The sequence below is a fragment of the Aliiglaciecola sp. CAU 1673 genome (assembly GCF_029223185.1).
Taxonomy (GTDB): Bacteria; Pseudomonadota; Gammaproteobacteria; order Enterobacterales; family Alteromonadaceae; genus Bowmanella.
Window position 1 is genome coordinate 252778 of sequence record NZ_JARHUG010000001.1, and the last position, 26524, is coordinate 279301.

Annotated in this window: 13 protein-coding genes; 12 read left to right on the plus strand and 1 reads right to left on the minus strand. The window is 49.5% G+C overall.

From position 1 onward, the window contains the following. Positions 1 to 22: 22 nt before the first annotated feature. Complete coding sequence (locus P2G88_RS01030; protein WP_275793744.1) at positions 23 to 1588, plus strand: bifunctional diguanylate cyclase/phosphodiesterase; 1566 nt, start codon at positions 23 to 25, stop codon at positions 1586 to 1588. 3 nt (positions 1589 to 1591) lie between these two features. On the opposite strand, the gene P2G88_RS01035 is transcribed toward P2G88_RS01030, so the two are convergent. After that, positions 1592 to 3799 (minus strand): DPP IV N-terminal domain-containing protein, encoded by a 2208-nt coding sequence (locus P2G88_RS01035; protein ID WP_275793745.1) that lies wholly within the window; start codon positions 3797 to 3799, stop codon positions 1592 to 1594. A 51-nt stretch (positions 3800 to 3850) separates the two neighbouring features. On the opposite strand from P2G88_RS01035, the gene P2G88_RS01040 reads away from it, so the two are divergent. The 11 genes from P2G88_RS01040 to P2G88_RS01090 all read left to right on the plus strand — a co-directional run bounded on the left by P2G88_RS01040 (position 3851) and on the right by P2G88_RS01090 (position 26524). Further along, the gene (locus P2G88_RS01040; RefSeq protein ID WP_275793746.1) at positions 3851 to 4471 is read left to right on the plus strand and encodes an NAD-dependent epimerase/dehydratase family protein; all 621 of its coding nucleotides are present in this window, start codon (positions 3851 to 3853) and stop codon (positions 4469 to 4471) included. Positions 4472 to 4529: 58 nt separating this feature from the next. Beyond that, positions 4530 to 5180, plus strand: a complete 651-nt coding sequence (locus P2G88_RS01045; protein WP_275793747.1) for a methyltransferase — start codon at positions 4530 to 4532, stop codon at positions 5178 to 5180. Positions 5181 to 5321: 141 nt separating this feature from the next. Beyond that, a complete protein-coding gene (locus P2G88_RS01050) occupies positions 5322 to 5699 on the plus strand; it encodes a hypothetical protein (RefSeq protein WP_275793749.1) in 378 nt (125 codons plus the stop codon). A 546-nt stretch (positions 5700 to 6245) separates the two neighbouring features. Further along, positions 6246 to 9233, plus strand: coding sequence for a hypothetical protein (locus P2G88_RS01055; RefSeq protein WP_275793750.1), 2988 nt, complete (start codon positions 6246 to 6248; stop codon positions 9231 to 9233). Between the two features lie 22 nt (positions 9234 to 9255). Continuing rightward, positions 9256 to 9780: an RHS repeat domain-containing protein gene (locus P2G88_RS01060; RefSeq protein WP_275793751.1), complete on the plus strand. Its 525-nt coding sequence runs from the start codon at positions 9256 to 9258 to the stop codon at positions 9778 to 9780. Beyond that, the gene (locus P2G88_RS01065; RefSeq protein ID WP_275793752.1) at positions 9777 to 11594 is read left to right on the plus strand and encodes a hypothetical protein; all 1818 of its coding nucleotides are present in this window, start codon (positions 9777 to 9779) and stop codon (positions 11592 to 11594) included. The genes P2G88_RS01060 and P2G88_RS01065 overlap by 4 nt, the downstream gene beginning before the upstream one ends. Before the next feature lie 12 nt (positions 11595 to 11606). Then, entirely contained in the window at positions 11607 to 14129 is a 2523-nt protein-coding gene (locus P2G88_RS01070; RefSeq protein ID WP_275793753.1) for an RHS repeat-associated core domain-containing protein, read from the plus strand. 12 nt (positions 14130 to 14141) lie between these two features. Continuing rightward, entirely contained in the window at positions 14142 to 15008 is an 867-nt protein-coding gene (locus tag P2G88_RS01075) for a hypothetical protein (RefSeq protein WP_275793754.1), read from the plus strand. 101 nt (positions 15009 to 15109) lie between these two features. Beyond that, positions 15110 to 16093 carry a transposase gene (locus P2G88_RS01080; RefSeq protein ID WP_275793755.1) on the plus strand — a complete coding sequence of 328 codons (984 nt, stop codon included), beginning with the start codon at positions 15110 to 15112 and terminating at the stop codon, positions 16091 to 16093. Between the two features lie 1034 nt (positions 16094 to 17127). Continuing rightward, positions 17128 to 19779, plus strand: a complete 2652-nt coding sequence (locus P2G88_RS01085; RefSeq protein WP_275793756.1) for a hypothetical protein — start codon at positions 17128 to 17130, stop codon at positions 19777 to 19779. A gap of 184 nt (positions 19780 to 19963) precedes the next feature. Further along, positions 19964 to 26524 (plus strand): RHS repeat-associated core domain-containing protein, encoded by a 6561-nt coding sequence (locus P2G88_RS01090; protein WP_275793757.1) that lies wholly within the window; start codon positions 19964 to 19966, stop codon positions 26522 to 26524.

Sequence of the window (26524 nt, forward strand, 5' to 3'; positions counted from 1 at the left end):
CCAGTTATAACACGAGAAGGATGTGGCAAAGGTGAAGACTCCGGTAACGTCAAGATCTGCTATTAAGACAGCATTTTGGATCTCGCTGGTTTACATTGTCTTCGGTGCAGGGTGGATCCTGTTCTCTGATCTGGCGTTGGAAAGTACCATCACCGACAGCGTCAAGCTTACCCGTTACCAGACCTATAAGGGATGGTTCTATGTCGGGATAACGGCGACCTTGTTGTTTTTTCTTATTTACCGTGCGCAAATGCATGTTCAGGGACTGTATCGGCGCGATCCGGTGACCAACCTGTCCCGTCATTACCAATTTGCCGCTTATCTGGGGCAAATGCTTGCCCAAGCCAAGGAGCAGGGCAAATGCGTGCAGTTGATGTATTTGGATATCGACAACTTTAAAGCCATCAACAGCAAGTTAGGCTTTGAGGGCGCTGATGGTTTTTTACGTACTTTCGCCGAGCGCCTCAAGGCCAGCTATTTGGCTGAAGTGCTGACTGCCAGGCTGGGTACCGATCAGTTTGCAGTGGCTGTGATGTCAAACCAAAGCACCTTGCAACAGGAACGCGAAACACAGCATTTGCGGGAATGTTTTCATGATGCTGCCGCCCGGCAAAACCTGGATGTTACTTGTTGTATTGGCGTTGCCATTGCTCCCAATGATGCCAGCAGTGGGCCAGAGCTGATAAATGCGGCGCAATCTGCATTAAAAGCTGCCCGCCAGACAGGTAAGGGCAAAGTACACCTGTTTAACCGCGCACTGTCCAAAGAAGAAAATGACCGTCAGGCCTTATTGGAAGATTTGCGTGCCACTATTGCCAGTCGCAGTTTGTCGTTGGTATATCAACCACAATTTGATATTGCCGGGGCCAGGCTGACAGGGGTTGAAGTGTTGGTGCGCTGGCACCATCCGCGCCGGGGAATGGTGCCGCCGGATAAGTTTATCCCGTTGGCCGAGGCCGATAACCTGATCTCTTATATCTCCGAGTTTGTGGTACGTCGTGCTGCGCAAGAATTATCAGAGGCAGGGCTTTTAGGAACGCTTATTCAGCGTGTGTCAGTAAACGTGTCGGCCAAAGAATTCAATACGCCGCAGCTGATGCAACTACTGACCGATAGCTTACGTAATGCCCATCAGCTAGCCCCTTATTTGCAATTAGAGATCACCGAAACAGCAGCCCTCAGCAATTTGCCAAGTAGCGTGGTACGCATGACAAAGCTCAAAGAACACGGGATCCGCTTTTCCATCGATGACTTTGGTACGGGCTTTACATCACTGGCGATGCTCAAAAATCTGCCCATCGATGAGGTGAAAATCGACAGATTGTTCGTCAAAGACATGCAGGAACATCCCAAATCTCAGAGTATTGTTGCTGCTATCAGCCGTATGGCCTCAGATTTTGGCATATCTGTGGTGGCTGAAGGGGTAGAAACGCAAAGCCAGCTTGAGCAGCTGGCGTTATGCGGTTGCCAGGAGGTACAAGGCTATCTGCTGGCCAAACCCATGGCCGTGCAGGATCTCAAAGTCTTCGTGCAAGCTCTACCCCAGCAACCGCCGCAGGAGAGTGCCTACAGCAGTTATCTGGGGTAATCATCATAGATTGCGGTCGAAGAAGCGGGTGATGGTCTGGTACAGGTGAATACTGGTTTCTTTGCCACGTAAACCGTGTTTTTTACCCGGGTAATCCATCATCTGGAAAGGGATCATATTATCTTGCAGCAGTTTATACAGACGGGTGCTGTGGCTAAACAGTACGTTATCGTCAGCCATGCCGTGATAAATCAGTAGCTCGCCTTTCAGATCCTTGGCATATGGGAACACAGCAGAGGCGGTATAACCTTCCGCATTGTCTTTGGGATGATCCAGATAACGCTCGGTATAATGGGTGTCATACAGCGCCCAATCAGTCACCGGTGCGCCCGACACGCCGGCTTTAAAATAGTCCCCTGCTTTGAACATGCTCATCAGCGCCATGTAGCCACCGTAGCTATGCCCATAGACACCGATACGTTGTCCATCCACATAGGGCAGAGTGCGCAGGAATCTGACCCCTTGCACCTGGTCGCTGACTTCCAGCTCGCCAAGCTTGCGATAAATCGCATCTTCAAAGGCCTTACCACGATAGTCAGAGCCACGGTTGTCCAGGGTAAAGACCACATAGCCTTTGTTGACCCAATGTTGGATCACCAGACCTCGGGGTCCACCCCAGCTATTGGTGACAAGCTGCGCACCGGGACCGCCGTAAAGATAAACTATCGCCGGATGTTTGCCACTGACTTGTTTGGGTGTGTAGAGGCGATAGTGCAGTGGCGTGCCGTCTTCGGCAGCAATGGTGCCAAATTCAGGCTGTACCCATTGTGCACGGTAAGGCCCCAGCGGATGTTGTTCATTCACCGCATTTTCTTCCAGGTAAGCCAGGCGGGTACCGTCAGCCTTGTGCAGGCTCACTTGCGGCGGTGTATTGACGCTGGAGAAGCGGTCTACATAGACACTGGCTTTCTTATCGAAACTGACCGCGTGGGTGCCTTTCAGCTGGCTGATACGTTTAATTTCCCCATCCGCCAGACTCAGACGATACAGATGGCGCTCAATGGGGCTGTCCTTACGTCCGGTGAAATAGACCAGATTCTTGGCCTCATCGATGGCATTGATTTCATCCACCACCCAGTCACCGCTGGTCAGCTGCTTCAGCAACTCGCCATTGGTGTCATAAAGATAAAGATGCTTAAAGCCGGCACGCTCTGAAGCCCAGATAAACTGAGGACGAGCGCGGAAAAAGCGCAAATCGTCATGCAGGTTTATCCAGGTATGGCTGGTTTCTGCCAGCAGCACCTTTTCGATGCCAGTGGCCACTTCTACCTTGCGCAGTTCCAGGCGTTTCTGATTGCGACTTTGCCACTGATAGGTCAGGTTGCGACTCCCTGGCAGCCAATTGACCCGTGCCAGATAGATATCTTTGTCATCGCCCATGTCCAGCCACTTGGTTTCGCCGCTGTCCAAATTGATCACGCCAAGCTCAATCAACACATTTGCCTTACCTGCAGCGGGGTAGCGTTGGGTAATGACATCCACTTTGTCGGCATAAATTTCACTGCGGGTGACTTCTTCCACCGGCGATTCATCCACCCGGGTCAGGGCGATGTTGGCTTCATCGGCCGCCCACCAATAGCCGGTCATACGGCCCATTTCTTCCTGGGCCACAAATTCGGCCATACCGTATTTAATGTTGCCGCCGCCGTCATTGGTCAGACGCTTTTCCTGACCGGTGGCAATATCCATTACATACAGGTTTTGCTCACGGATATAGCTGATGTAATTGCCCTTTGGCGAAAAACGGATATCGGTCTCAAACTCAGGGGTTTGTAGCAATGGGCGGACTTTCTGTTCGGACAGATTGTAGTAATAGGCGTCGCCAGCTAGCGGGAACAGCAACGCTGAGCCATCCTCGGACCAGAAATAATCGACGATGCCGCTGCCATGCAGGCGTAAACGTTCGCGTCTGGCCTTTTCTTCCTCTGAGAGATCCTCCGGGCCGCTATGCAGGCTGTCGGCATCTACCAACAAACGGGTTTGGCCGCTTTCAATATGGTACTCCCACAGGTCATAGCGTTCGTAATCGCTGGTTTTGCCTTTAAGAAAACTGATACGCTCTCCATCGGGCGAGACCTTCAGTTTCATTGGCGCCTCACCTTCCAATGAAGGCGAAGAGAAGATACGCTCGATGCTCAGTGGCTCTGACGCCATCGCCGACATTGGCAACAAGGATAAAAACGCCAATAACTGATTGAACTTAAACTTCATTCACGGATATCCAAAGACAAAATTTCCTTATTCTAAGGGGCCTTAACATCTATGACAAATCAAGCCGGTTTATCGGCCTTGGTACTGGGTGCCAGCGGTTTGGTGGGCAAGGCACTTATTTCCAAACTGCTCGATGACAATCGTTATGCAAGCGTGCGCTGCCTGTTGCGACGGCCTATGGCTGCCAATCACGCGAAGCTTGAGCCCGTGGTTATCGATTTCGAGCGCCTACAGGAATACGAAGGCTATTTTAAGGTCGATCATCTGTATATCTGCCTTGGCACCACAATTAATGAAGCCGGCAGTAAAGCGGCCTTTCGCAAAGTGGATTTTGACTATGTGCATATTGCCGCCCAACTGGCTCGGGCACAGCGAGTCAAAAGCCTGGTTTGGATTTCCTCAGTGGGGGCCGACCCCAAAAGCAACAATTTTTACCTTCGCACCAAGGGCGAATTGGAATCCGCTATTTTTTCCATGCCCGGGCTCATGGACGCCAGCGCAGTCAGACCCTCATTGTTGGTGGGAGAGAGAACCAAGCACAGAAGGATGGAGTCCATGGCTATCGCCTTACTGCAACCGCTGTCCTGGTTGATGCTTGGGCCGCTGCAAAAGTACCGGCCGGTGAAAGCCGAAGAGGTGGCTGACAAGATGATTAGCCTGCAGAAGTTCTAGCCAGATGGTGCCAGGTTTTCAGTTCAAACAATTTTTCGTTGCCCATGGCGATTGTGCCATGAAGGTTGGCACGGACGGCATTTTGCTGGGTAGTTGGGTGGAAACTGGGGCCGCCGAACAGATCCTGGATATCGGCACCGGCAGCGGCCTATTGGCATTGATGCTGGCACAAAAAAGTCGCTCCTCAAGCCGGATTACCGCGGTGGAAATTGATAACAAGGCGGCGCAACAGGCCCAGGACAATGTAAAGCGTTCTCCCTGGTCGGACAAAATACGCATTCTCTGTCAGCCGGTACAGGCAATGGATAGTCAGTCGCAGTTTGATCTGATTGTCAGTAATCCTCCCTATTACAAAGCGGGGCAGCAATTTGACCCGGCCAGAGAAACCGCTCGCCATGATGGTGCGTTGACATTGCCGCAATTGGCGCAACGGGTAAGCCAGTTGTTAACGCCAAACGGGCGATTTTGTTGCGTACTGCCCGTCGACGGGGCCGAGGTGCTATCAAAGGTCTTTAAAGGTTTTGGTATTTGGCCGGATCGCCAATGCCTGGTCTCTACGGTGGAAGGGAAACCGCCATCACGAGTGCTGCTGCAATTTGCTCGCGGACAACAACACATGGCATCGGAGTTTCTGTTTATTCGCGATCAGCAGGGTTGTTACAGCGACCTATATCGCCAACTTTGTCAGGCCTACTACTTGAATTTCTAGGTAATTTTCCGATAAATAATAAGAAGGCATTGACGACGGCGCCAACAAGGCTGCTATAGTCATAGGGCAACGCGTTTTTTCAGGTAGGATTTTTAGCGAAAGTTTAAAGCAACAAAACACAACGTCACTTTAGGGGGAGCTATGCGTACCACCAGGTTACCCGAGAGTATCGCTTCATTGTTCGACAACCTGCTACTAGTGGAGTTGGAATGGCAACAACGCTGTGTGCAGATCCCCAAATTCGCCGTCTACGCCATCCTTGATGAGCCCGTCTTTGACAGTTATCTGTACCGTGATAACCGTCGTATGGGCATTATCCAGCAGGGACGTTACCAAATCCCTATCCTCGATCCCTTTAAAGGCAGTCTGCACAAAGAGCCTAATCATGTGGTGATTATCTGCCACAGCAAAGGCAATCAATTCGGCCTGTTCGGCTACCCCGCCGACAAAGTGCGCGACAGGGTGAAAATCCCTGTTCAACATCGAATGGTGAATAACATTGTTAAGGCGTTTTGTTAGGGGGGCATTTTAAATAGGAAAAGATTATTTCGCTATCCAACGGCGTCACCGCGACTAGGCGTTGTTTATCAATGCACTGCTTAGGTGCTTAAGCTAAAGTGTCTCATTGGAATGGCAAACAGTTACTTCTTTGGTATAATCCGTACCCGGAATTGTAGGGATAGTGCAACTTAAAGGGATTTCCTACCTGTTTTTGTGGCTCCTTCCTCATCTTAATTTGATTTTTCTTTTGTTATAGCCGTGCTAAACCAGGGATAGACTTTTCGCAGTGTCTCAAGGTGGATAGCCGAGTACAGATAAATACTATGCCCACAGAAGGGCAGTTAGTGGTGATAGTTAAAAGAGCTATGTTTGGTAGCGTCGAACACAAAGCCAAATTTGTTTAGATCTTAATTGAAGGGATTCAAATTGAATCAGTGCTTTAGCAAACGGTGCCGTTGGTACCTTATCCTGTTTAAGAGCTTACTTTTGCTTGCCTCTTATTCGGTCGCCGCTGCACCAGCGGCCCCCTCTTGTATTTATGCACCGTCCTCCGCAACGGAGAATGTGGCGTATAATATCAGTTGGTGTGCAGTCAGTGGCGCTACGTACTACACCCTGGTGGGTGAGCAAAGCGGAGCGTTACTCACCACCAGTAGCACCAGCGCCAGCCGAAGTAAAACCGCAGGTACTTACTATTACAAGGTATCAGCTTGTAATAGCAGCGGTTGCGGCGGTTACAGCAGCACTACCTCCGGCACCACCGTTGTCAGACCTACGCCTCCCCCTTCGGTACCCGGTTGTATCAGCGCCCCTTCTTCAGCCTATGCCGGGCAAAACTACAGCGTCAGCTGGTGTTCGGCCAGCGGTAGTGTGTCGCATTACGAATTGGTTGGAGAGCAAAGTAGTACTATTTATTCTGGCGGTGGTTTGTCGACAACCCGAAACAAACCTGCGGGGACTTACTATTATAAGGTTCGCGCTTGTGGCACTGGCGGTTGCAGTGACTACAGTGCTACTACATCCGGCACCACAGTGGCCAATCTGCCTGTGCCGGGCACCCCGGGAATTCCTTCCGCCAGCAGTTATGTGCCGGTGAATACCAGCTATACGGTCTCCTGGAATACTGTGCCTGGCACGGTAAGCCGTTACGAACTATATGAAAACGATGTACTGAAATATTCAGGTTCTGGTACCACCCAAAGTTTTAGTCATTCAGCCTATGGCAGCCGAATCTATAAGGTAAGGGCCTGCAATAGCTCCGGATGTGGCAATTACAGCGGTAACCGTAACGTCTATGTATATACGGCACCGGGTACACCGGGTAACTTTTCCGCTTCGCCATCCAGTGTTATTCAAGGGGCAAGCACCACCCTTAGCTGGACTCAGCCTGGTGGTGCAGTGCCTGGGCTAATCTACAAACTTTATGGTACCTCGCCTGGTGGCAGCGAATCCTTTCTGGGGGATCTATCCACTACCAGCTCCGTTCGCACCTTGTCCTATGCTGGTATTTACAATTACAGGGTCAGGGCTTGTAACCCCAATAGCCTCTGTGGCGGCTCAACCAGCATAAATATAACTTCATATCCCCCAGCACCTGGAAAAGTAGGCGATATCAGTGGCCCATCAAGCGTGGCCCTGAATCAATTGGTGGCATTGAGCTGGCCCGTGGCCAGCGGCACAGTGGTTAACTACGAGCTCTATTTAGGTTCGACGTTGTTGTACCGTGGAAGCGGCCGCAGTTACAACCACACGTCAACACAAACCGGCAATCTCAGCTTTAAGGTCAGGGCTTGTAATACGGGTGGTTGCGGTACCGATAGCAATACTAAAATTGTTTCGGTTTATGGTCAGCCCGCTGCAGTGACCTCGCTGTCTGCCACACCCAATCCGCTAATAATGGATCAGAACCTGTCGCTAAGTTGGAATGCGCCAAGCGGTGCAGCATCCGGGATCACCTACAATCTGTACGCCACGCAACCTGGCGGCAGTGAAACCCTGCTGGAATCGGGGGTGACGGTGCGCCAGTCAACCCGCACGCCCTCCCTTCAGGGCACATATCAGTACGCGGTTGAAGCGTGCAATCCGGGATTACCCTGTGGCGTGAAGAGCAGTGTAGCGGTCACGGTCAATGCCCCCAGCATAGGTGTACCCGGTGTACCCTCAAGCAGCAGTGCTGAAGTAAAGGTAGGCGGCAGCTATACCCTGAGCTGGAATGCTGCAACAGGGGCCGCTAACAGCTATGAACTATACGAAGATGGCAAGTCCGTGTATTCAGGCACGGTACGAAGTTATCAGGTAACAGCGGCAATTGCCGGACAACACAAATACAAAGTCAGGGCCTGCTATAAAGCCGGGGTATGCAGTGCCTTTAGTGCCGAATCCTCTATGACGGTGTATTCCACGCCGGGTGCTGTAGTCGCTCTTTTGGCCACACCCAATCCACTGATAATGGACCAGAACCTGTCGCTAAGTTGGAATGCGCCAAGCGGGGCGGCATCCGGCATCACTTACAATCTGTACGCCACCCAGCCTGGTGGGTCACAAGCCCTGCTGGAATCGGGGTTGACGGTGCGCCAGTCAACCCGCAATCCCTCACTTCAGGGCACTTACTATTACGCCGTAGAAGCCTGTAACCCTGGTCTGCCCTGTGGTGTGAAAAGCAGCGTTCCGGTCACGGTTAATGCGCCCAGTATCGGCGTGCCCGGTGTACCCTCAAGCAGCAGTGCTGAAGTAAAGGCGGGCGGCAGCTATACCCTGAGCTGGAATGCTGCAACAGGTGCTGCTAACAGCTATGAACTATATGAAGACGGAAAGTCCATTTATTCGGGCACGGTGCGCAGCTACCAGGTATCAACGGCAATTGCCGGACAACATAAATACAAAGTCAGGGCCTGCTATAAAGCCGGGGTATGCAGTGCCTTTAGTACTGAAACCACGGTCAGCGTCTCTGCCAATCCGCAAGCTGTGGTTAATTTTGTGGCGACGCCAAACAGCATTCGCCAGGGTGACAGCGTTACCCTGAGCTGGTCCGCTCCGCAGGGCTTGCAAGCCGGCGGATTCTATAAGCTCTATGGCACAGCGCCGGCAACCGCTGAGAGCTTCTTAGGCAATCTGACGACGACCAGCTCCGTTCGCACACCGGCCCATGTGGGTACTTATCAATACCGGATTCAGGCCTGTAACGATGAGCAAAGCTGCGGTGACAGCCAATCTGTGACAGTGCAGGTGACGGCCCCGGTTCAGGTCAGGGTAAACCGCTTTGAATGGTCACCGCAGTCGGTGAAAGTCGGCCAGCCTACGGCCTTTTACTGGGACTTAGACAATATCAAAGAGTGTTTTGCCGAAACGGCCGGACAAGGTGCACCCACCAGCCGTGCCCCCAAGGGCAACACACCGGAATATCGCTATTACGAAGTCGGTGAGCATCAAACCCAGTGGTATTGCATCGACATTGAAAACCGCCGTTACCCCGCCACCAGTTACCTGGAAGCCACCAGGTCAGTGACGGCGCTGGAAGCCCCAACGAATTTTGATAAAGCACACAATGAATAATTTAAATAAGCAAGGAGAGGGAATGTCCGCTCTAAATCACAGATTTTCAGTGAAGCCTAGGTTGTACTCACTAAATGGCCAAAAAATTAAAAACCTTGTTTTAACATGCGCCACTTTCAGTGTTTTCGCTCTGCAGGCAGCAGAGGTTTCACTGGTTTGGGATAGCGTTGAAGGGGCAACCACATACAAGCTGGTGCGCGCTGATGGCAGCATTGCCCAAAACAACAGTTTTGATACGGCATTCTTTATTGATAATGGACAGTCCTATGTGGATAGCTCAATTGAAGATGGCAAAACTTACACCTACAAAGTGATTGGTTGCGTCTACAATCCGACGGATCTCACCACCCTGTGTGAAACGGTAGCGGAATTCAGTAATAGCTTAGAGGTGCTTGGCGGCGCCGATACTGCCGTGACATTAACCTATCAATATGATGCGTTGGGACGACTTATAAAAGTGATAGACCCTTACAATGGCGATCGGGATTATGAATATGATGCCGCTGGAAACAGGAAATCCGTTGTCGCGACCGGAGTAAATCAATGAGACTTACAACTACATTAGCAGTGTCATTTTTTGTCTTGCCTTTAGCATCAAACACGGCGGCAAATGAATATTTCAAAATTCCTGAATATGTGGTGAATGATTACAACCATGTTAATTATGGCAGTGGGTCAATTTACCACACGCAGCCCGATGTTAGCATAGGCGGTAAGCTTGGTATTCAGCACTCTGTTTCAAACGGCGCGATAGATAGTTTTTTTGGTATTTTGAAAGATACCCACATGGGACAGGGGAGTTCTTTAAAAACCTTCTTACAAATCTCGGGGCCGGTAAGCGCCAAATTCACGGTTGAAAGTGACGGCAGCCTGACGCCACATGATGCAGCAAGCAAACTGGAGTTTGTGCAAAATGTTGGCTACGTGCTAACTACTGCTAATGGCACAATTGCCACCTTTGGCCTAACCACTGCCAATACAGAGCCAAAGCCTTTTGGAAATGGACCTTACCGAAACAGTGACTTTAAATACGCACTGCTTACTGAAGTCCTTTATCCCAATGGCTTCAAAGTAAATATTGAGCACAAAAACCGTGACGCCGGTGCTGAATACACTATGTTCGGCTATATCACCAATGTATCCACCAACACCAATTTCCAGCTTAAATATAATTACAATATTCAATCGGGATATCAGTGGTCAAAGATGATGCCAACCAGTGTTGTCGGCATTAATTCAGCGGTGGAGTATTGCGACGCCGATGCGGTTACCTGTGAACTGGTTAATGAGTGGCCGCAGGCAAAGTATAGCTGGCCTCAAGGCATGCCAAATGTAATGCTCACCGGTCCCACAACCTATCGAATGACTAATCCACAAGGCGGGAATGTGGAATATTATTTCGATTTAAGGCAATCCAATACCTATGAAGATTGCGGTATGTTGGAGCCAATAACAGATGTCAAGCTGGTGGGGATAAAGGAGCTGACAAGTACGGTCCAAAACATTACCTATACCTACCGAGATGACCCCGGTAACAGATCTTGTGCTGAACGAAGCGCTCATTTTATTAAGTTAAACACCTCGGTCAGTGATCAAGGCACCCTTGGCTATGATTTCAACGAACCCATTAGCAACGCACACGCTACCATCGGCACAGGAAACTTTGGCGGTGGCGATTATCAGCAAATCGATCAAGTACTTTTTAACGGCTCTACAGGTGTGATAGACAAAGTCAGTAGCTGGAAGCAGTTAACTATTCTCGAACAGTCCTTCAGAAACAAGGTAAAGTCTGTTAGCGATAATCTGACAAAAGACTATTCCGAATATTCTTATGATGCTCGCGGTAACCTGACAAAAATCGAAACCTGGGCACACAACGGCACTTCCAGGGCAACGGTTTCCACCGTAAGAGAAGCAGGCTACCCCGTTACTTGCGACAATATCAAAGTCTGTAATCAACCCTCCTGGACATCTGACGCCAAGGGCAATGTAACGGATTACACCTATCATACGGAGTCCGGCCAGGTCGCCACCATCAAAAAACCAGCGAATGAGCATGGTATTCGTCCGCATACCCGTTATAGCTATGAACAAAAATTTGCTGCGGGTTCATCGGACGGCATTTATCTGTTAGCCACCGAAAAATACTGTATTAACAGCAATTACAACGGTACTGCCTGTGTTGCAAACGATGAAGTGGTTGTTTCTTATGAATATGAAAACAATAACCTCTTTATGATTGGCAAGGTTGTCACCGGCCCTGGCGGTGCGTCGCTAAGAACCTGCTATCGCTATGATATTTACGGGAATCTGATTGGTGAAACCAAACCTAAAGCCAATCTTGCTTCTTGCGCTTACTAAAAGGATTTTTTCATGATTCATTTTAAATTAATGAAAACTGCCCTGGTGGCGCAGGCACTGGCACTGGCCCTGGCTGTGGTTTCATGGTCGGCACAAGCGGCGCAGTCTGCTGCGGATTACACGGAAGCCAAAAGATACAACCTGGCGGGTCAGGTGACCGGAGTGATTTCGCCGGATCCCGATGGCCAGGGGGTACTTACCCATTTAGCCACAAGAAACACCTACAATGCCCGCGGGCTGTTAACGCTGGTTGAAAGCGGCTATCTCACCACCTGGCAGGACGAGAGCATAAAGCCCAAAAACTGGTCGGGCTTTGTCGTTCGAAGCAGACAGGCCTTTACCTATGATGCCCAAGGGCGTAAATCCACGGTAGCCAGTCAAAATGCCTACGGCGACAGTCAGGCGTTAACCCATTACAGTTATGATGCACATGGGCGGGTAAGGTGCAAAACGGTGCGGATGAACCCCGCCGCTTATGCTGCACTGCCAGCGTCGGCTTGTGATTTAGGCACCGAAGATGTGTACGGCTCGGATCGCATTACCCGCTATACATATAACGGGTTTGACCTTGTCTTAACCGAAGAGCGCGCAGTGGGCACCGGTATCGCACAAACATACCGGGATAATACCTATGATGGCGCCCGGCTGACCCACACCAAGGATGCCAACGGTAATTTAACCCACTATAAATACAATAATTACGGCCTGCTGGAATACTTACATTTCCCCAGCAAAGAAGTGGCCGGTGCCGGTACCTATAGTTCGTCCGATTTTGAGAAATACGGTTATGATTTAAACGGCAACCGTACCTCGCTGCGTAAACGTGATGGTAGTGTGATTACCTATGTTTATGACAACCTGAATCAGCAAATTGTTAAGGATATCCCCGGCTCGACAGACAAAGACGTCTACTATGATTACGACCTAAGGGGCTTGCAGCTGCATGCACGCTTTGGTGCCGATTCGGGGCAAGGCGTTGTTTATAAATTTGACGATTTTGGTCGTTTGGATAGCGTGACCGATAACTCTTTTGGCGTGTCGAGAAAGCTAAGCTATCAACATGATAAAAATGGTAATCGCGAAAAAATCACCTTCCCCGATAATCAGGCATTTGATTACGGGTACGATCAGCTAGACAGATTGTCCGGCATTCGCAAAGGAACAACGCAACTCGTCTCCCAAAAATACTATGAGGATGGTGCGCTAGAATCTCTTGCCAGGCAGGGGGAGAGCAATAATACCGCTTATCAATATGACGAAATCGGTCGTTTACAGGGGTTAAGCCAGAATATTAACTTGGCTAAGGTGGATTTTACCTTTACCTATAACCCCGCCAGTCAGGTCGCCACCAAAGAGATCAGCAATTCCCTCTACACCTATAAGGGCAATGAAAATATTACCGGTACTTACATCCCTAATGGGTTAAACCAGTATACGGAAATAAACGGCCAGGCTGTAACCCATGATGATAACGGCAATATGCTGACTTATGCCGGCTTGACCTATGGGTACGACGTAGAAAACAGGCTGGTGTCGGTGACGGGACCAACTGCAGCCACACTGAAATATGATCCCTTGGGACGATTAGCTCAGTTGATCGCCGGTGGCAAGACCATCAGCTTCCTTTACGACGGCGATGCACTGGTGGGCGAATACAACGGCACCACCATGTTAAAGCGCTATCTGCATGGTGCGGGGATTGATGATCCACTAATAGAGTACGCGGGTAGCAGCGTGACCAACAGCGCATTGCGTTATCTGCATGCGGATTACCAGCAATCTATTGTGGCTGCAACGCTTAGCAACGGCACAATGGATGCGATTAACACCTATGACGCATACGGTATTCCCTCCATCCTCAATCAGGGCCGCTTTGGTTATACCGGCCAGCTATGGCTGGACGATATTGGCCTCTATTACTACAAAGCACGGATTTATCATCCAAAGCTAGGGCGATTCCTGCAAACCGACCCTGTGGGCTATGTGGCAGACACGAATATGTACGCCTACGTTGGCAATGATCCCATGAACTATACGGATCCAAGTGGCGAGATTCCGCTAGTTGTTGTTGCGATTTGGATTCTAAAAGAAGTTGGCGGAGAGGTTTTCGAACAAACAACCGGTATCCCAGCTCCAACGGCCAAAAATATAGCCAAGTATGGCTTGAAGAAGGCCATGCGTTTTTCGATAAAAGATAGAACGAAGATTTCAGGTACTTATCGGTTTAAAGAAGGTAACCAAGACTATGTTGGTCAGTCTGAAGACGTTATGAAACGCCTGCAGCAACACGCATCAAAAAACAAGTTTAAAGAAGGGAAGGCTGGTACCCTGTCGACGAATAAGGTTGACGGAAATAAGCGTGATAGGGAAATTGCTGAACAATCTGAAATTGATACTATTACAAATGGCGTCGGTGCAAAGTCAGATTTAGTTTCAAATAAGATTAATCCAGTAAAGAGAAGTGACAATGGAATGAGTGGTGTTGTTTGGAAAGTATGCTCTGGAATGGGGGCTCAAAAAGGCGGTTGTAACTGATGGAGAGTTGATTTGGATATGAATCACAAGAAGTACGCAATCTGTAATGATGAATACTTTGGGAAAAGGTTGAATTTATATGCGCCATTTGATGATGAGATTTTATCAGTGATAAAGCAGAATGATATTAAGTCTGTTTTACTAAACTGTAGTTTCGGATGGCCAGCAGGTTCGATAGATTTTCTAGAAGAGATAAAGGGTGTTAAGGGGATATATTTATACGATAATTTGATTCAGGACTTGACGCCCTTGGAGTATTTGAGTGATCTCGAGGTGGTTTATCTTGAATGTCCCAAGGTAAAAAAATCTTGCCGGTTTGATTTTTTTGATAATTTAAAAGACCTGAGGGTTGATTGGAGGGCGTGTTTTTCATCTTTGTTTAATTGTAGTCATTTGGAGACCTTGGTTGTAAATAACTTCGCTGCAGAAGATTTAGGTCAGTTTTGTGTAAGCGAGTCGTTAACACGCTTGGATATTATTAAGTCAAAAATAATTAGTGTTGATGGTATTGGTAACTTGAGAAAATTAAAATCGCTTTGTTTGTACGGATGTTCTAAGTTGCTAGATATTAGTGCTGTATCTCAATTGGATTTGGAGAGGATAGAGATAAAATCCTGTAAAAAGGTTGAAAAACTGGATCCTATTTTCTCCATTTCCAGCATTGAGGAAGTTGACTTAGATGGTTGCGGAGCTTTTAGTTCCGATCGAAATCTAAAAAACCTTCGGTCTCTAAAATTGTTAAATTTGGGTGACGTTTATTTCGAAGATGGAGAGCTACATGAACTTCCTAGGTTGGATGGTGTAGATGTATGGCTTAAGAATAAAAAACATTACAGCCATAGTTTTAACCAATTAACAAGAAACTTTTTGAAAAAGTAACAAAAAGCAACTAAGTAAGTTAATAAGACACCCATGTTAACGGGCAGTATCACCTAATTGGTCTACACTTAAAGCAAGACTAAGCGACAAGAGGGTGGTATATGCCTAAGGCCAGAAAAGCGCAGGTAAGTTTGGAGGATACCCCCTATTACCACTGCGTATCTCGCTGTGTTCGCCGTGCTTATCTGTGTGGCGAAGATAAGCATTCGGGCAAGAGTTATGAGCATCGCCGCCAATGGGTGGAAGATGAACTTCTGCGGTTAGGACAGGTGTTTGCGATAGATATCTGTGCTTATGCGGTGATGTCCAATCATACTCATGTGGTGCTGTTTGTGGACAAAGCAATGGCCTTATCCTGGTCTGTCGAAGAAGTACTAAACCGCTGGCATAGCTTACATAAAGGCACCTTGCTGACCCGCCGTTTTATGGATAAAGATTCGCGCGAGGCGATGAGTCAATCCGAGCTGATGGCTGTGCAGGACACCGCCGAAGTCTACCGTCAGCGATTGTATGATATCAGTTGGTTTATGCGCCAATTGAATGAGAGCATTGCCCGCAGGGCCAACAAGGAAGACGGCTGTACAGGGCGTTTCTGGGAAGGGCGTTTTAAATCCCAGGCCCTACTGGATGAAGCGGCCTTGGCGGCTTGTATGGCCTATGTGGATTTAAATCCGCTACGGGCCAAGATGGCAGATACACCGGAAGCCTCAGCCCACACCAGCATTTGTCAGCGTGCGGTGCGTGCAAAACAACGCAAAGCCCAGCCCCAAGAGCTCGCCCATTTTGTCGGTAACCCCAGGCAAGTTATGCCCAAAGGCCTGCCGTTTCGATTACGAGACTATCTGGAACTCGTTGACCAAACCGGGCGATGTATTCGCGAGAATAAACGCGGCTATATCGAAGGATCGCAAAGCCCCATATTACAGCGCTTGGGGCTGGACGCCGAGCATTGGCTGACCCTGGCGCGCCAATTTGAACAGCAGTTCTGTTTTGCCGCCGGTACGGCAAAGCATATGCAGGAATACAAAGCCCATATTGGTCAAGAGCGCATTAGGGGGATGAGTGCCTCTCGAATGATGGGATAAGTTCCGCTTCCTGGCTATCTCTTGGATAAAGATTAAAGGGAAAGAACAAAATTAAACACTGAACGGGTATAAAAGTGATCTACAGGGCCTGGTGCTGGGTAACGAACGATTTGTTGAACAAGGTGAGAGCTTAACGGACCAACGGCTACATGAAGAAGAACGCGGAAGACGGATCGATTTAATTTTTTCCTGATTCCTGTGTGGGCCACTTTGCTTGACTTGGATCGTTTCTCAGTAGCGCTGGAATAAAGCTTATCGCCAAATGCCCAATGCAAAGGAAGCTCCACCGGAACAATCCTTGGGCACTAATCTGCAGGTTGTCGGCAGGCGCTTGAATCAGTGTTGAGACAGCCCGGCATCTGTTGTCCGAATAAATAAAACATCTTTCAGATTAATGGTTCCCTTTGCGAGAGACTGTTTTACAAACAGTTAATGCTAAAAAACTTTGCCATTGCAATTCGCGCTGCTAGAATTCCAGCCTATTTTTTCCGCTAAGAACTGTTAAAAGGGATTTTACGTTATGCGTGAGTTTTACGCCGCATTGGTTGTGCTTATTTCTGCATGCCAAATACGAGGGATATTCGCACAGCTATTGGCTGGCAACATTTCTCTGGTCCATGTCGCTCCAGCCTTACCCGGTACTCCCAGAGCCACTCCAAATGGCAACGTGCAAACACGGACATTAAACACTCCGATATTTTGGGATAGGGATAGTGCTAAGTGGTTCTGTACTGAGCTAGACGCCTTAAATCTCTCGTTGCGCACTCATGCATACAGTCTGCTTAGAGGACTGCACCTTAATTTTCCAGCGTGATTGCAAGGACTGCTCTATGCAAAACATTTTACTACCGCCATTTTCTTCTTTTTCCGCTAATTCATTTTTTCACACTAATGTGAAAAAAGGGCTGATAGCCCTATTGGGTCTCTTATTTTCTTTTCCTGCACTAGCGATGAATCCTCCTGTTGCTAGTGTCAACGGCACATCGGTGACTCTCACGTGGGAAAAGCCAACCTATTCCAACCCTTGGAACTACATGCTGCAGTACCGAGACGGTGATGGTGCTTGGCAGACCTCTGGTACCAAGTATTGGGGTACCAGTTACACTTGGTATGGCATTACCAGCCTTAATCAGCGTTCTTACCGAATGGCTCCTTGTAGTGATTCACAGCGCTGCTCTTCATCTTGGACTGGTCCCTCTAACGCCATTTCAATCTCGCCCATACCACCGGCGCCGTCCTTTGTGAGTGCCAGCTTGTCTGGCAATAATCTAACGCTAAGCTGGGGGGCGGCGAGTGGGGCGACTTACTACAAGTTGCAATACCGGGATGGCAGCGGCTCATGGAACACATCAGGTGGCACGTACTATGGCACCAGTAATTATTGGTCCAATGTGCCGCCATTGTCTCTGCGTAGTTATCGCATGGCTGGGTGCAACGGCTCTGGTTGTTCCGGTTGGTCTGCTGCCTCCAACGCCATTTCTATAGACCCTGTCCCTAGAACGATGAGCGCACCAACAAGCTCACTTAACGGCAATGACCACACTTTGAGCTGGTCTGCGGTAGCTTATTCAGACTATTACCAACTTGAGTATCGGGATGGCGCTGGCGCTTGGAATTTGTCTGGCGGTACTTACACCGGCACGAGTAAGCTGTGGGTTGATAGCGCGCCTGTGCATCAACGAAGTTACCGTATGCGGGCTTGTAATGAATCAGGCTGCGGAGCCTGGTCGGCGGCGTCTAACGCCATTACCATTGATCCGGTGCCTGGCACTGTGGCAACCCCCGCCGCAGGCCTGAGCGGCAACAATATCAGCTTGAGTTGGTCAACGGTGACCTACAGCGACTACTACCAGATACAGAAAAAAGACGGCAGTGGCAGTTGGGCGATGGTGGTTAATTCTATTAGTTCAACCAGTACCACGTGGAACAATGTCGCACCTGTTACTTCAAGGGTGTTCCAGGTTAGGGCTTGCAATGAATCAGGCTGCGGAGCCTGGTCAGGGGCGTCCAGTGCCGTCACTATCGATCCGGTCCCGGGCGCCATGGCCACTCCCAGCGTTTCACTCAGCGGTAACGATATCACCCTGAGCTGGGCGGCAGTGACCTATGCCGACAATTACCAATTAGAGTATAGAAACGGCAGCGGCGCCTGGACACCGGTATCTGGCACGTATACCGGCACCAGCAAGCAGTGGTTAGATGTGACACCGGTCTCGGCGAGGTCATACCGTATGCGGGCTTGTAACGAGTCAGGTTGTGGTTCATGGTCGGCGGCGTCTAACACCATTACCATTGATCCGGTGCCTGGCACTGTGGCAACCCCCGCCGCAGGCCTGAGCGGCAATAATATCAGCTTGAGTTGGTCAACGGTGACCTACAGCGACTACTACCAGATACAGAAAAAAGACGGCAGTGGCAGTTGGGCGATGGTGGTTAATTCTATTAGTTCAACCAGTACCACGTGGAACAATGTCGCACCTGTTACTTCAAGGGTGTTCCAGGTTAGGGCTTGCAATGAATCAGGCTGCGGAGCCTGGTCAGGGGCATCCAATGCGGTCACTATCGATCCGATACCGGGTGCAATGAGCGCGCCGAAAAGCTCGTTAGACGGTAATGACCACACTCTGAGTTGGACGGCGGTGACCTATGCGGATTATTACCAGCTAGAGTACCGAGATGGATCGGGTACCTGGAATTTGGCCGGTACCAATTACACTGGCACGAGTAAGCTTTGGGTTGATAGCGCGCCTGTGAATCAACGAAGCTACCGGATGCGGGCTTGCAATGAATCAGGCTGCGGAGCCTGGTCCGGTGCATCCAACGCCGTTAGCATTATCGCCATGATGCAAGCACCGACGGCCACGCTGTCGCACAACGATCTGACCCTGGCATGGACACCCCTTGAAGGGGCAGTCCACTATCTGTTGCAATTCAGGGATGGCCAGGGCGATTGGAAGAATGCAGGCACAACTTATAGCGGAGACAATAAGGAGTGGCTCAATGTCACGCCATTATTCGCACGTAGCTATCGCATGAAGGCTTGTATCGCCCAGGATGTTTGTTCCTGGGAATGGTCGGCAGCCTCCAATGCTGTCACTGTTTATGCGGCCATCGGCGCCCCCCAGGCCAAACTTGAGGGTAACGACCTTATCCTGAGCTGGACGGCAGTAAGCGGTATGGATCATTACCGTCTTGAATTTAGAGATGGTCAAGGCGATTGGCGTCTGGCAACCCAGCAGTTTTATGGTAGCAGCCAGCGCTGGGTCAATGTGGAACCCTTAAGCGACAGATCCTACCGTATGCGAGCCTGTGATACTGCCGGTCAATGCCCATCACCTTGGTCTGCGCCTTCAAATGCGGTGACGGTGGGTGCCGCCAATATCATCAAGACATTTGAATGGACACCCGCCACCGTTACGGTGGGGCAGGCGGCCACACTAAATTGGGATATTGCCGGAATGCAAGTTTGTTACGAACAGCAAGCCGATTTAAGCTGGTCTGAAATCAACCTAATGAGCGGCGCCAGGGAAGGTGAGAAGCACTACACCCCTTCCACAGTGGAAACAAAATGGTATTGCACCGATACCAGCGGTGTACGTTATCCCAGAAATGTTGGTGAGTTTATAAAGGCCAATCTGGAAGTCACGCCACTGTCGGCGCCGGGCCAGCTTAGACAGGTTAAATAGTTTTAAACGCATTGGAGCACTGGCTTTTTTGCAGGGAAGCCCCCTCCAAGGTTTTTATTCATTGGCTGCAGCGGTACAGAATGCCGCGGCAGCCTGTGCAGTATTTAAGTTTTGTCGCCTCAACAGCAGGTGGCGCCGGTTTTCGTGTAATCGCAACGGTTATTGGAATATTAGGGAATAAAAGATGCGGTCAGTAGAAAAAAGCAGAAAGACAATAAGCAACGGGCAGGGAGCACGCCGTGTTTCGTCCAATGGACTAAGAGGCGCCCTGTTCACCCTATTGGCCGCAATGCAGGGCAGCGCCCTGGCGATGCAAAACACCGTTACACTGACCTGGGGCGAAGTGGAAGGCGCACAGCAATACCGTCTGGAAGAACGGGTTAAAGACGCCACTGCATGGCCGCAGGCGGGGGAAAGCATCCGCACCACTAGCGAAACCCGCATCGAGATAAGCAAAGAAACCGGCGAATTCGAATACCGGGTGATTGGCTGCGTCATCAACCCGGCCCAGCCCGATACCCCTTTGTGTGACGAAGTGGCGGAATACAGTAATACGCTGGCGGTGGATTTTGATGCTGCTGACTTGCCCGCTGAAGTAGAGATACCCAGTGTTCCTGTTGTCGCGTCAGCACCGACATTGACAGATAACAATATAGAAACCGGCGCTATCGAAGGAAATCTTGTAGTTGATACCAGTGGCGGTGCCACTTGGTCTACCGATCTATTTGTACCAGCGGGAATTGGTGGATTTCAGCCGCAGGTATCTATCAGCTATTCCAGTCTTTCCGGAAATGGCACATTGGGGGTGGGTTGGTCTTTCTCTGCCGGGTCGGAAATTCGCCGTTGCCGCCAATATTTTGAGCAGGACGGGCAATACCGGGAAATCCAGTTCAACAATGAAGATGAACTCTGTTTAGACGGTCAGCGGTTGATCCCCGTCACCACGGCACACTTTACTAACTATGCCGAATATCGCCCACAATTCGACCCTTCTACCAAAGTACTTTACTTATCTGCAGGCGGAGGGCAGTTCGAAGTCCATCGCGCGAGCGGTGAAACTTGGTATTACGGTGCAACCACCGACAGTGTCAGCAAAGATGTCGCCAGCAATGAGGTTTACAGCTGGTTGCTGAGCCAAAAGCAGGATACGTCCGGCAACACAATCGACTATGTCTATGCCGGCAGTGATACCAATCAGCGCCTACTGGATGAGATTAACTATTCGGGCAACAAAGTAGATTTTGTTTATGCCACAAGAACCGATAGTGCCAAGCATTATTTTCAGGGGAATGGGATCATCAGCGACAAGATCCTGGACAATATTGTTATTTACAATCACAACAACCTGGCCATCAATTCTTATCACTTTGCCCATGAGCAAAGTGCCGTATCCAATCGCAGCTTGCTTAAAAGTATCACCCGATGTAATGGCAGTGAAAGTGGTTACTGTTTACAACCTACCACCTTTGAGTATGAAGAAGATATCCAACTAGGGCTGGCTCAGAATAAACTGGTCATCCCGCTAAGTGACTTTATGGCAACGGAAGGTGAGCGCTCTTCAAAATTCTGTGACGGTCATGTCAGTATTGGTGACTACTACTATTGTCTAGGCAAAGATTTAAAGCTGATAGATTCCGATGGCGACGGCATACAAGAAGTTTTTGTGGTCAACAGTGTTGGCACAAAATACTACTACCAGAATTTACATATCACAGCTGACGGTTATCAATTGGGGACTGTGCATGGCAATGCAGACCTGGTCGCCTGGAATTTTTCTGTTGGTGATGGTTACTCGCAGACGGGGTATAGCATTCAAAGCCTGATAAATGACAAAAACGGGGACGGCATTGACGAAGTTGAATTTGTGCATAATTTCCCCTCTTCTGGACTTAGTCGCGCTACTCCAAATCTTTATGCTGATTTAACTGGTGATGGATTAGTCGAGCTGGCAGGAGAGCCCAGTAATGCAGCAATTGATGATGCCTTTGATAGATGTCCGTTTGAATCTGTTAAGGAATGCAACTATGACTCAACAACTTTTGACTTTGAAATTAGCGGCTCAGTTGTCGATGTGTTTGATTTTAACGGCGATGGTTTAGTTGACCGTTTTTATAATCTAGAGGGCTTTCTTGTTGATATTTATGATGAACGTCCTAACTCGATCGGGGAGGTCTACTATTTACTAAAAAATACAACAATAGGTAGCACTTTTTCTGAAGAACCTATATTTCTCGGAGAACTAGGCGACTATGGATTGGGGCTAAAAGGGGACTTCAATGGCGACGGGTATTTGGACTTTTCTGAAGTTGGTTGCACCACTGGAAAAGGTTTTGTGTCGTGCTTGCCTGAGCACGTGGATGCCCCCCTGCAAAATACCAGACTTCGCTCAGTAGTAGATGCCAACAATGATGGCTTAGATGATTTCATCTATCTCAATGATGCTGATGGGCGATTCAAAGCAAAAACCTCTTCATACAATGCGGCAAATAGGCAGTTATTAGACTTTGGCTCAAAAGGAGCAGATGTCACAGATGTTCCTTTTAGTTCAGGAAAGTATCTTTGGGTAGATTTAGACGGCGACGGGCTGCCTGCACTAGTCTATTTCGATACCGGCACCTCCAGCCTGCATATCTACCACGATGCTAATCTAGACAATAAACCCACAGATTTACTGAGGTCAGTTAATAACGGCATGGGGCTCTCGGCCAGCTTTGAATATGAGTCGCTGGTGCACAGTGATCATTATTCCAAGTATGCCGATGCCCATACACTTAACTGGGGCTCATCGCCGGTATTCGACTCCAAAGGCTCCTTGTATGTGGTGACTGAATTTACTCAGGCCACAGCGGTTGATACCAATGGCTCTGTACTTTCAAAAACCCTGCAGTACGAATATGAGGGCTTGCGCTATCAAGCCGGTGGTCGTGGCTCATTGGGCTTTGCCAAAATTACTGAAACCGATCTGAGTACTTATCAAAGAACCGTTACCAGCTACCGGCAGGATTTCCCCTATACGGGCAAAATCAGCCAACAGCAAAAACAGGCCTTAAATGGCAACAGTGAATATGTCACTTTGTATGAGATGACTGTGACCGATTGGGCACACCCAAGTTTCCTGAATGACAAAGTAAGGCAGGTAGAGCCTAAATCGGTCAACGAGCAACGCTATACCTTAAACGGCGCTAATGGCGATCTTGGCAGTATACGCACGGCCATGAACACTGCCGTGACTACCCGTGACTGGCTGAATAAAGCCGACCATTATGCCGTGCTCGACAGTCTTAGCATCACCAAGACAGATCATCGTTCCGGTGATGTTTTGCAAGAGTCGACGGATTACGCTTACGAGCAGGAAGATACGTCAACGTGGCGCATTCAACGGCCGACGTCAGTTGCGACCACAAGAACGCTGACGTACGCCGACGCCACCAGCGACACCAAGAGTCAAACTAAGACCATCACTTACAATAGCAGTGGTCAGGTTGGTAGTGAGACCCTAGGCGCCGCCGGCAATGAGGCAGAGTACCTAAAAACTGAATACGGTTATGACGGCGTTGGAAACCTTATCCGCACCACGCAGTGTAGCAACCACTTTGCCGGTGACTGTGGCACCAGGGTAGTGCCGTCGGTGACGGAGCTGCAAACCAATAAATACAAGGTATTCAGGCGTAATATCAATAACTTTGATACTGAAGGACGCTTCTTAAGTTCAACCACTAATGGTTTGTTTACCATTGCCACTTTCAGTGATTACAACGCATTGGGTTTGCCGGGAACAGTTACGGATGCAAACGGCTTGGCTCAGTATCACTACTATGATGCTTTCGGACGTAAATATTTTACCGCCGCCGAGGACGGCAGCTACAGCCAAACCTTGCTGGATGATTGCTCCACGGGCTGCCCGGCAAATGCCACATACAGTGTGACGGTATCGACCCCCAATGCACCCGACAGCCGCAGCTATTTTGATATTCTCGGTCGTGAGGTGGCCAAGCGAACCCAGATGCTGACCGGAAACTGGTCGCAAGTGGACAGCGAATATAATGAGCATGGCCAATTGGTTGCTCAGACTAAACCCTATCTGGTGACTCCCGGCTTTACCCATACATCCAGGCTTTACTACGATGCTCTGGGGCGTAAATGGAAGGAGTCGGCCGCCGATGGCACGGAAAAATATCTAAGCTGGGAAGGTTATGCCGAATCTGAACGGGTGGTAAGTACTTATATCAGTAGCGCCGGAAGCCGGGTTAGTACCGCCAACATTGACCAAACCAATGAAAAAACACTCAATGGCTTTGGTCAAGTGGTAGTCAGTGAAGACGCCAACAGCCAACGAACCACTTACCAGTACGGGGCGCTGGGCACGCTTGTCAAAGCCACCAACCTGGACACCAGCGTGGTGACCGTGGCTTACGATAATTACGGCCGCAAGACGTCCATGACAGATCCGGACAAAGGCTATCTCATCTACAGATACAATGCGTTGGGCGAGATGGTAGAGCGTGTGGCGCCAGGTAATGTCTCCCAAGTAACTTACTACGATGCTGCTGGGCGTACGACAAAAGTAAAATCCGGTAGCTCGCATCAGGGACAATTTATCTATGTGGGCGCCTTGCTGGAAAGTGAAACCAGTACAGATAGCAGTGACACGTTAACGCGTGCCTATCGCTATGATGGCTGGGGACGTATTAACGGAACAACACACAGTGTTGGTGATAAAGAATGGTTAACCAGCACCACTTATGACCAATATGGCAGGGTATTCCAGCAGTTTGACGCCTCTGGCGACAGCCGAGGTACCCAATATGACTATCAGTATGGTTATGCCAAGGGCTTGAAAGAGGCCCGCAATCCCGAGCGGGTCTACTTCCAGGCAAACGGTATGGATGCTTTTGGCAATATTACCTTCTGGGAACTGGGCAATGGCCATTCAGGTCAGGCCGCCTATGATCCTCTGACCGGCTTCATTCAGAGCATTTTCAGCAGTAGTGGCAGTGTCGCCTTACAGGATCAACTATATGAATATGACGGCCTTGGCAATTTGCGGGCACGCACCGATAAAAGCGGTGACTTGGCCAGCAGCCAATTGCAGGAAATTTTTGCTTATGACGAGCTCAATCGCCTGACCAGTGTCAATTTCAATGGCCTGAACACCTTAGCTGTTGACTACTACGACAATGGCAATATCCGCAGTAAGTCAGATGTGGGCAATAATGGTGACTACGGTTACGGTACTAAACCCAGTCAATGCCAGGTAACTCCTGGAACGCATGCACTGAGCAGCATTGGCAGCACCCATAAGTACTGCTATGACAACCGCGGTAACCAGACTCACACTTACTTAAACGGCGCGCTAAGCCGTGAGGTGACCTATACGGCGTATGATAAGCCGTCGCGGATCTGGTCGGCTAAGGCCGAAACCCGCTTCAACTATGATGCCAAGTTCAGTCGCTACAAGCGTGTGGATAACGACACCGACGGGAAAACCAGCACCACCTATTATATCGAAGATAACGAAGTGGTGATCCACGAGGATGGCCTGACCGAGTACAAGCGTTATATCGGTGAATCCGTGCTGGATGTGGTGCGTAGCAACGGCAATAATCAGACGCACTATCTGCATCGCGACCATATCGGCTCGGTGGTGGCGATTGCCGATGAAAACGGCGACCTGGTCGCACGTATGAGCTACGATGCTTTCGGTAAACGCCGTGAAGGTAGTAGCTGGAATGCGCTGCAAAGCGCTTTTGCACAGCCCAGCATTAAAGCGGCGCTGGATATTACCGAGCGCGGCTTTACCGGCCATGAGCATGTGGATCATGCGGATATTATCCATATGAATGGCCGGATCTATGATTCGGTCACCGGGCGCTTCGTACAGGCCGACCCCATAGTACAGGCGCCGGAAAACGGTCAGAGCCTGAACCGTTATTCCTATGTCTTTAACAACCCTTTGAGCTATACGGATCCGACGGGCTATGTGGCGGTGTGCAAGCAAGCCGATCCGCGTGGCGGACCAACCCGCTGCACCGAGAGTGACAATGAACAGAAGGACAGCGCCGAACAAGGGATGCAGTCCCGGCAAGAAAGCCTGTCACCCGGCGAGACCAGTAAAATCCGTGGTAATGCTAATTCGCAGAATGGGCAGGTTTCTGATGGGGCTTTTGATACCAATGGTAAAAATGGAAGTAATAACCCTGAGAAAGATAAAGGTTGGGGATTCTGGGATACAGTCCAAACGGGCCTGACGGCAATTGGATTTGTACCTGTAGTTGGTGAATTAGCCGATTTGGCCAACGTAGGTATATCATTAGCCAGAGGTGATATGGAAGGGGCTGCATTATCTGCTGCCGCGATGGTGCCTTTTGTTGGCAACGCTGCCGGTATGGCAAGAATGGGCAAGGCTGCAGAAAGGTTGGCCGATAGTAGTAAGGTTACAAAGAGGGGACCGCTTCCAAACGGTGGCAATGCGAAGCCTCATGGAAACGCCAACCATAATAGTGCTATTGATAATCGCGTAGGTGAGTTGAAGCAAGATCCGTCGGTTTCGAATATTCGCAAAAACCAACAGCAGGTTGATGTGAACGGCAATAAAGTTGGTACTAATAGGCCGGATATTCAGTATGACCAAGGTGGGTGTCATCACTGTGTTGAGTATGATCATGTGCCTAGAAACAGCACTCGACACGGTGACCAAATAAGAGCCAATGACCCCAATGCAAAAGTTGAGTTAAACCTTTTGTGA